This window comes from Amycolatopsis sp. NPDC059021 (assembly GCF_042739895.1).
Classification (GTDB): Bacteria; Actinomycetota; Actinomycetes; order Mycobacteriales; family Pseudonocardiaceae; genus Amycolatopsis.
Window position 1 is genome coordinate 118,704 of the sequence record NZ_JBHYIQ010000008.1, and the last position, 7,054, is coordinate 125,757.

Here is a 7,054-nt window from a genome sequence, read left to right on the forward strand (position 1 = left end):
GGGGCGGGGGTGTGTCCCCACCGGGGGGGCGCCCACATCGGCGCGGCGGGGGCGCGCGGGGCGGGCGCCGCCCGGGGTGGGGCCGGGCCCCCCCTCGGCCTGGGCGCGGTGGTTGTCCAGATCCACGTCGGTCATCGGGAAGGGTCACTCCGTTCCGGTGTGAGGGGGATGAGGTCGACGCCGTCGCGGCCGGCCCGGACGGCGTGCCGGTCGGGCACCGCCGTCCACGCCGGATCCGGATCACACGGCTCGGAGGCCAGGACGACGCCCTCGGCGGTCCGCAGCATCGCGAGCGAATGTGTCCAGGCCGTGCCGATCAGGGTTTCCCCGTCGGTGAGCAGGAAGTTGAGCCGGGAACCGGGCGCGGCGGCCTCGATCGAGGTCACCAGCCCGGTCACCGCGGACAGCGGGTCCTCCCCCGCGCGCAGGCGAGCGCGCAGCAGGGCCCAGAGCACCGCCGAGTCGGTCGGTGCTTCGAGGGTGAGCAGTTCGGTGACCGGCAGCTGTTTCGACGGCGCGGCCAGCGCCTCGGGCCAGCCCCGCACCACGCCGTTGTGGCTGAAGAGCCACCGGCCGTCGGTGAAGGGCGCCGCGGCCGCCTCGGTGACCGGCATGCCGGTGGTGCCGTTGCGCACCGCGGCCAGGAAAACCGGTACCCGCACCGAGGCGGCCAGCGCGGGCAGCGTCTCGTCCGTCCACAGTGGACCAGCCCGCCGGTAGCGCAGCGGCTCGGCCCCGCCGGGATACCAGCCGAGGCCGAAGCCGTCCGCGTTCACCGATCCCCCGCCCCGCATGTCGGCCGGGGCGTAGGACTGCACCAGCAGCGAGTGCGGGGCGTCGAACATCAGCTCGGCGGGCGAACGCGGCGCGCCGAGATACGCGAGGTGTCGGCACATGTCCGGCTAGGCCACCTCGCCCGGCCGGGGATCGCGGGCACAGCGGAACCCGCTGAAGATCTGCCGCCGGATGGGATAGTCCCAGTTCCGGAAGGTGCCGCGCACGGCCGCCGCGTCGGTCCCGAACGAACCACCGCGCAGCACCTTGTAGTCCGGCCCGAAGAAGACCTCCGAATACTCGCGATACGGGAACGCCGCGAAGCCCGGGTACCCGTGGAAATCGCTGCTCGTCCACTCCCACACGTCGCCGATCAGCTGATGCACGCCCAGTGGCGAGGCACCGGCCGGGTACGCGCCTGCCTCCGCTGGGCGCAGGTGCCGCTGCCCGAGGTTGGCGTGTTCGGCGGTCGGATCCTCGTCGCCCCACGGGTACCGGCGGGAACGCCCGGACACCGGATCGAACCGGGCCGCCTTCTCCCACTCGGCCTCCGTGGGCAGCCGTTTACCCGCCCACGCGGCGTACGCTTCGGCTTCGTAGAAGGAAACGTGCACGACCGGCTCGGTGGCGGGCACCTTCTCGTGGACGCCGAACCGGGTCCGCCACCAGCCGTCCCGCGCCCGCTTCCAGAACCTCGGCGCGGTGATGTCGTGCTCCGTCCGGTACTTCCACCCCGCCGGGCTCCACCAGCGCTCGTCGTCGTAGCCGCCGGACTCCAGGAACTCCGTGTACGCGCCACAGGTGACCGGCGCGGTGTCGAGGACGAACGCGTCCACCACGACCTCGTGCGCCGGGCGTTCGTTGTCCAGCGCCCACGGTTCGGCCGTGGTGCCCATGGTGAACGGGCCACCGGGGACCAGGACCTCGGCGGGGCGCCTGCCGGCGGGTGCCCGCGGGGGTTCCGGGGCGCTGAGCACCGGATCCCCCTTGCGCAGCTGGTGGGTCGCCAGCATGGTTTCGTCGTGCTGCTGTTCGTGCTGGGTGATCATGCCGAAGGCGAAGGCGCTGTCGGTGAGCCGGCTGCCTTCCAGCGGCACGTTCTCCAGCACGTCGAACGCCTTGTCCCTGACCTCGCGGACGTACCGCCGCGCTTCGGCGGGGCCCAGCAGCGGCAGTTCCGGCCGGTCGGCCCTGGCGTGCTGGAAGGCGTCGTAGATGTCGTCGATGTCCGGGCGCAGCGCCTCCCGGCCACCGACGTCGCGGACCAGCCACAGCTCCTCCTGGCTGCCGATGTGCGCGAGGTCCCAGACCAGCGGCGACATCAGCTTCGAGTGCTGGCGGACCAGATCCTCGTCGTCGACCGCGTCGGTGAGCGCGACGCTGCGCGCCCGCGCCCTCGTCAGCGCTTCCGCCGCGTGCGCGCGCAGATCCTGCGGGCTCAGCTCCCGCAGCGGGTTGTACTCGGGAATCGATGTGCTCATGCGATCGCCTCGCTCCGCGAGACAGTGTTGAATCCCTTTTGGCGCATGACATCCATGATTCGCTCGCAAGCTTCGCTCATGACCTCTGCCTCCTCGCTCCGTCCACGCGCGCGAGCACGTTTTCGCCGATCTCCGTGATGGTGTCCGGGTGCAGCCCGGTGACGCCGAGTTCGGCGCACCCGAGTTCCACCACCGCCCGCGCGGCCGCCGCGATGTCCGCGTCGGCCAGCCCGGCCCGCGCCGCCTCCGCCCAGCGCCCCTCGACCGGCGCGCAGAGCTCCCGCACCTTGTCCACTGTGGACGGCCGGGAGAGCAGGGCGGTGACGAGGGCGACCGGGTGCAGCCAGCCGTCCGGTGGCTGCGCGTCGAGATAACGCAGCTCCAGATAGCCCTGCGGGCGCACCGGCGTGAACATCGTGGTGAGGTGGTAGTCCAGATCCGCCACGGTCGGCCTGCGCAGGACCGCGGCCGCACCGGCGCCCTCGATCCAGTCGCCGAAGGTCAGCCCCTCCGGGGCGTCCCATGGCCGGTTTTCCCGGGGCAGCACCATCAACGGCGTGTCCATCATGCGTTCCGCCCAGGCCGCCGCGGGATCCGGGTCGGCCGTGGCCGACCGGGTGCGCACCGGCTCGGTCTCCAGCACGGCGAGCCAGCGTGCCGAGGCGTGCCCGGTGTCCCGCCCGGCGTGCACCCGGGAGTTGGCGAACGCCGCCAGCAACGGCGGGCCCATCGCGTGCGCGGCGGCCCACCGGGCGGCGAACCCGGCGGATTCCCCGGTGTCGACGCAGATCTGCAGCCCGGCGGTGCTGCACATCATGGTGATCCCGCCCGTGCCCAGCGGGGCGAACCGGCGTTCCATCGCCGCATACCGCGGAGTACTGAGAACGCGCCGGGGCGGACGGTGTGCGTCGATGCCCGACTCGCCCAGTTCGAGATTCTGCCGGGCGAGCAGGGAACGCAGATGGCGAAGATCGGCCGAGACGACCGCGTCGAGTTCACGCAGTCCGGCCAGTGGAGGAGAAGAAATCTCTACCTGGCACCCGGGTTCGAGACTCAGTGGCGAGCCACCCGGGAGCGGAGAGGCGGGGCTGTCGGGGCGCAGTGTCCGCGGGGTGTGCGGGCCGAGCGCCGTGGCCAGTACATCGGGATCGAGCGGGCGGGCGGGGTCACCGCGGTGGTGCACGGTGTACTCCAGTTCCACGCCCACGAGCTTCGGTGGCCCGTGCTTGAAGCACACGGAGGCCACATACGCCTCGCCCGCCGCTCGATCGGAAAGGACCTTCGCGGTCAGGTTCGACGCACTACCGGATTTCTCCGGAAGATCGTGCACCGTATTCGAACGCGCTGTCATATCCGCCGTCCAAGTCGGGGAGCCCGCTCCTTGGGACTCCTTGACTTCGGACGCTACACGCGGGGTCCGACAAAAACAGCGTCGTTCTCAGCTACCCCGCGAACCGATCGGTCGCACCGACGAGCGCTTCGCGCATACCCTCCGTCGACACGGTGTGCCCCGAACCGCCCACCATCACGAGTTCACTTCCCGGCCAGGCGCGGTTCAGTTCCCACGGTGTCCCGGCGAGGTTCCCCAGGTCCAGCACCCCGGCGACGAGTACACCGGGAATCGCGGCGAGCTTTCCGGCTTCGCGAAGCACCACTCCGTCCTCGATCCAGGAACCGTTGCTGAAGTAGTGCGTCACCAGCCGCGCGAACGCCAATCGGTACACGGGATCGGAGAATCGGTCATCGGGCGGCAAATCCGGCAGAATGGCGTCTTCCCACGCACACCACCGGCGCGCGGCTTCGTGGTGCACCGCCGGATCCGGATCCATCAGGAGCCGGTGGTACGCGGCGGAAAGGTCCCCGTCGCGCTCGTCCTCGGGTACGCCGGCGCAGAACTCGGCGAAGGCCGCGGGGAACATCGCACCCAGACCGCGGGTCAGCAGATCCACCTCGCACTGCCGCCCGGTCGCCAGTCCCATGAGGACCAGCTCGCTCACGCGATCCGGATGGCGCTCGGCGTAGACGAGCCCGAGGTTGCACCCCCACGACCCGCCGAAGACCAGCCAGCGTTCGATGCCGAGGTGGGTCCGCAGCAGTTCCATGTCCCGCAGGAGATGCCCGGTCGTGTTCGTGGACAGATCGGCGTCCGGCGCGCTCGCGTGCGGCGTGCTGCGCCCGCAGCCACGCTGGTCGAACAACACCACGCGGTACCGCGCCGGGTCGAAGTACCGCCGGAGACCGGGGAAACACCCCGTTCCCGGCCCGCCGTGCAGCACCACCGCCGGCTTGCCCGCCGGATTCCCGCAGACCTCCCAATGGAGCGAATGGCCGTCGCCGACGTCGAGCATCCCGTGCTCGTAGGGCTCGATCCCGGGGTACAGCCCAGCCATCCGCTTCGTCCTCCCATGAGATACAACAGCGCTGTTATGATAGTGCGGACGCCTTCGCACAGCAGCTGGTTTTCAGGGGGACACTCCGTAGCGGCCGGCCACGGCGGCGGCGCGGTCGCGCAGGGAGACTCGCAACCACTGCGGTGCCAAGGCTTCCGCGTCCGTGCCGAGCTGCCACAGCGCCCATTCGGCGTGTCGTGAATCCTGGAAGGTGACCTCCAGCCGCAACCAGCCGTCCGCGCCGGCCTCTTCGGCGAGGAGAGCCAGCGCGGTGCCCATCAGGTCCTCCCGGCGCGCCGGTTTCACCCGCAGCAGCACCGCCACCTGGTCTCCGCCGGTCCGGAACCGCGTGCTGCGTTCCTGCCAGGCCCGGTCCAGATCGACCCGGTCCGGTCGCTGTGCGGGTTCGGCGAGTTCCTCGGCGGCCGAGACCCGGGAAAGCCGGTAGGTGCGATCCTCGCCGGACCTCGTGGCCAGCAGATAGCCCTGATCGCGGACGGTGACCAGGCCGATCGGGTCCACCGTGCGCCACTTCGGAGCCTGATCCACCGCCGCGTAGCGGATGCGCACCTTGTGCCCGGCGAACACCGCGCGCCGGATCTCGGTCACGATGGTGTCGGGCACCTCCTCGGCGGCCACGCGGCGCGAGAGCAGGTCGGTCTCCGGGTCGATGAGCAATCGCTCGGCGACACCGGCAGCGGTGTCCCGATGGCTTTCGGGGAGCGCGTCGATCACCTTCAGCATGGCCGAGGCGAGCGCCGAGCCGAGGCCGAACACCTGCGCGCCGCGCCGTGATCCGGCGACCAGCAGGGCGAGCGCCTCGTCGTGGTTCAGCCCGGTGAGTTCCGTCTGGAAACCGGGCAGCAGAGCGAAACCGCCGTGTCTGCCGCGTTCGGCATAGACCGGGACGCCTGCCGCGGACAGCGCCTCGATGTCGCGCAGCACGGTGCGGGTGGACACCTCCAGCTCGCGGGCGAGCGTGGTCGCGGACAGCCTGCCGCGCTGGCGCAGCAGCAACACCAGCGACACCAACCGGTCGGCGCGCATGGGAAAACCCTAGCGGAATACACGACACAGGATGTCGTGATTCGTTGGGAGGCTCTTTGCACGGCGCCGGCGCTGGGCGGCTGCCCGGCGGACGGGCGTACGTGTGCCCGATGAATCGAATGGAGCGGAAGTGGCATTGGAACGAACCGCGGTCAACCCGGTGACCTGGTCGGTGGAGATGGGATTCAACCAGGGTGAGCTCGTCTCCGGGGACACCCGGACCCTGTACTGCTCCGGGCAGACCGCGATGAGCGCCGACGGCAAGCCCCAGCACGACGGTGACATGGCAGCTCAAGTGGCGCTGAGCCTCGACAACCTCGAGGCCGTGCTCGGCGAGGCCGGCATGTCGCTGGCGAACCTCGTCCGGCTCAACGTCTACACCACCGACGTCGATCTGCTCTTCCGGCACTACGGCGTGCTGGCGGCGCGGCTCGGCGCCGCCAGGGTGGCACCGGCCACCACGATGCTCGGGGTGACAAGGCTGGCGATCCCCGGCCAGCTCGTCGAACTCGAGGGGACCGCCGTCGCATGATGCCTCGCTGCTCGTGCCGGTCGCCCCGGCACGAGCAGCTTGTCATCCGAGGTCCTTGACCAGGAACCGGGCGGGATCGGCGATGTCGTGCCGGGCCCCATCGGCGTCCACGTAGGAGTACCGGTCGAGATACCGGCAGCCGGTCTCGCGGTAACCGAGCCGGAGATAGAGCGCGGCCGCGCGCGGGTTGTCGTCGTCGATGCCGAGTCCGATGTGGCCATAGCCGCGGTCCCGCGCACAGGTCTCGGCAGCCGCCAGCAACGCGGTCCCGATCCCCCGCGAACGCCGGTCCTCCGCGACGCCGAGACCGTTGATCTCCGGGCAACCGGGACAACTCGCCCGGACCTCGGGCGCGGCGCAGCCGTTCCACCGGATTTCACCGACGCCCACCGGCCGGTCGCCGTCCCAGGCGACGAGGAACGTACTCGCGTTTTCCTCCTGCCGCCGGTATCGAGCCTCGTGATAGCGGTTCGCGCCGGGCGACGGAAGGTGGATTTCGAGCAGGGGCACGTCGCCGGCGCGGCATTCCCGGATGTCCACGTCGCTCATCCTGGCAAGCGGGCGGTCACCGCGCCGCCGGTTTTCCATACTGGGGTTTTCTCACTAAGGGTTCTGGGGCTCAGGGGCCGGATGTACTGAAGGACACCTTCGGTCCGCCGGGCTTGGGTGCACCAAGGGCGCCCCTGGGTGCGTTGGGTGCGACGGGGGCGTCCCTGGGTGCGCTGGATGCACCTAGGGCGTCCCCCGGACCTCCCCGCCCACTCCGACAGCATCACCCGGTGTCGCGAACGCTCCGTTGCAGACGATGAACGTCCCGAACGGAGCGTTCG

The 7,054-nt window shown here is 70.8% G+C and carries 7 protein-coding genes; 1 reads left to right on the plus strand and 6 read right to left on the minus strand.

Annotated elements, in window-relative coordinates; translation table 11 throughout:
• Positions 1-131: 131 nt before the first annotated feature.
• The 5 genes from egtC to ACFWX1_RS07070 all read right to left on the minus strand — a co-directional run bounded on the left by egtC (position 132) and on the right by ACFWX1_RS07070 (position 5,692).
• A complete protein-coding gene (gene egtC, locus ACFWX1_RS07050) occupies positions 132-896 on the minus strand; it encodes an ergothioneine biosynthesis protein EgtC (RefSeq protein WP_378384674.1) in 765 nt (254 codons plus the stop codon).
• A 6-nt stretch (positions 897-902) separates the two neighbouring features.
• Entirely contained in the window at positions 903-2,255 is a 1,353-nt protein-coding gene (egtB, locus tag ACFWX1_RS07055) for an ergothioneine biosynthesis protein EgtB (protein WP_378384676.1), read from the minus strand.
• A gap of 76 nt (positions 2,256-2,331) precedes the next feature.
• Complete coding sequence (locus ACFWX1_RS07060; RefSeq protein WP_378384678.1) at positions 2,332-3,606, minus strand: glutamate-cysteine ligase family protein; 1,275 nt, start codon at positions 3,604-3,606, stop codon at positions 2,332-2,334.
• A 91-nt stretch (positions 3,607-3,697) separates the two neighbouring features.
• Positions 3,698-4,645 (minus strand): prolyl aminopeptidase, encoded by a 948-nt coding sequence (gene pip, locus ACFWX1_RS07065; protein ID WP_378384679.1) that lies wholly within the window; start codon positions 4,643-4,645, stop codon positions 3,698-3,700.
• Between the two features lie 72 nt (positions 4,646-4,717).
• Complete coding sequence (locus ACFWX1_RS07070; RefSeq protein WP_378384681.1) at positions 4,718-5,692, minus strand: helix-turn-helix transcriptional regulator; 975 nt, start codon at positions 5,690-5,692, stop codon at positions 4,718-4,720.
• A 136-nt stretch (positions 5,693-5,828) separates the two neighbouring features.
• Here ACFWX1_RS07070 and ACFWX1_RS07075 point away from each other — a divergent pair, with 136 nt between their 5' ends.
• Positions 5,829-6,224: a RidA family protein gene (locus tag ACFWX1_RS07075; protein ID WP_378384803.1), complete on the plus strand. Its 396-nt coding sequence runs from the start codon at positions 5,829-5,831 to the stop codon at positions 6,222-6,224.
• A 42-nt stretch (positions 6,225-6,266) separates the two neighbouring features.
• On the opposite strand, the gene ACFWX1_RS07080 is transcribed toward ACFWX1_RS07075, so the two are convergent.
• On the minus strand, positions 6,267-6,773 hold the full coding sequence (locus tag ACFWX1_RS07080) for a GNAT family N-acetyltransferase (protein ID WP_378384683.1): 507 nt from the start codon (positions 6,771-6,773) through the stop codon (positions 6,267-6,269).
• Between the last annotated feature and the right edge of the window lie 281 nt (positions 6,774-7,054).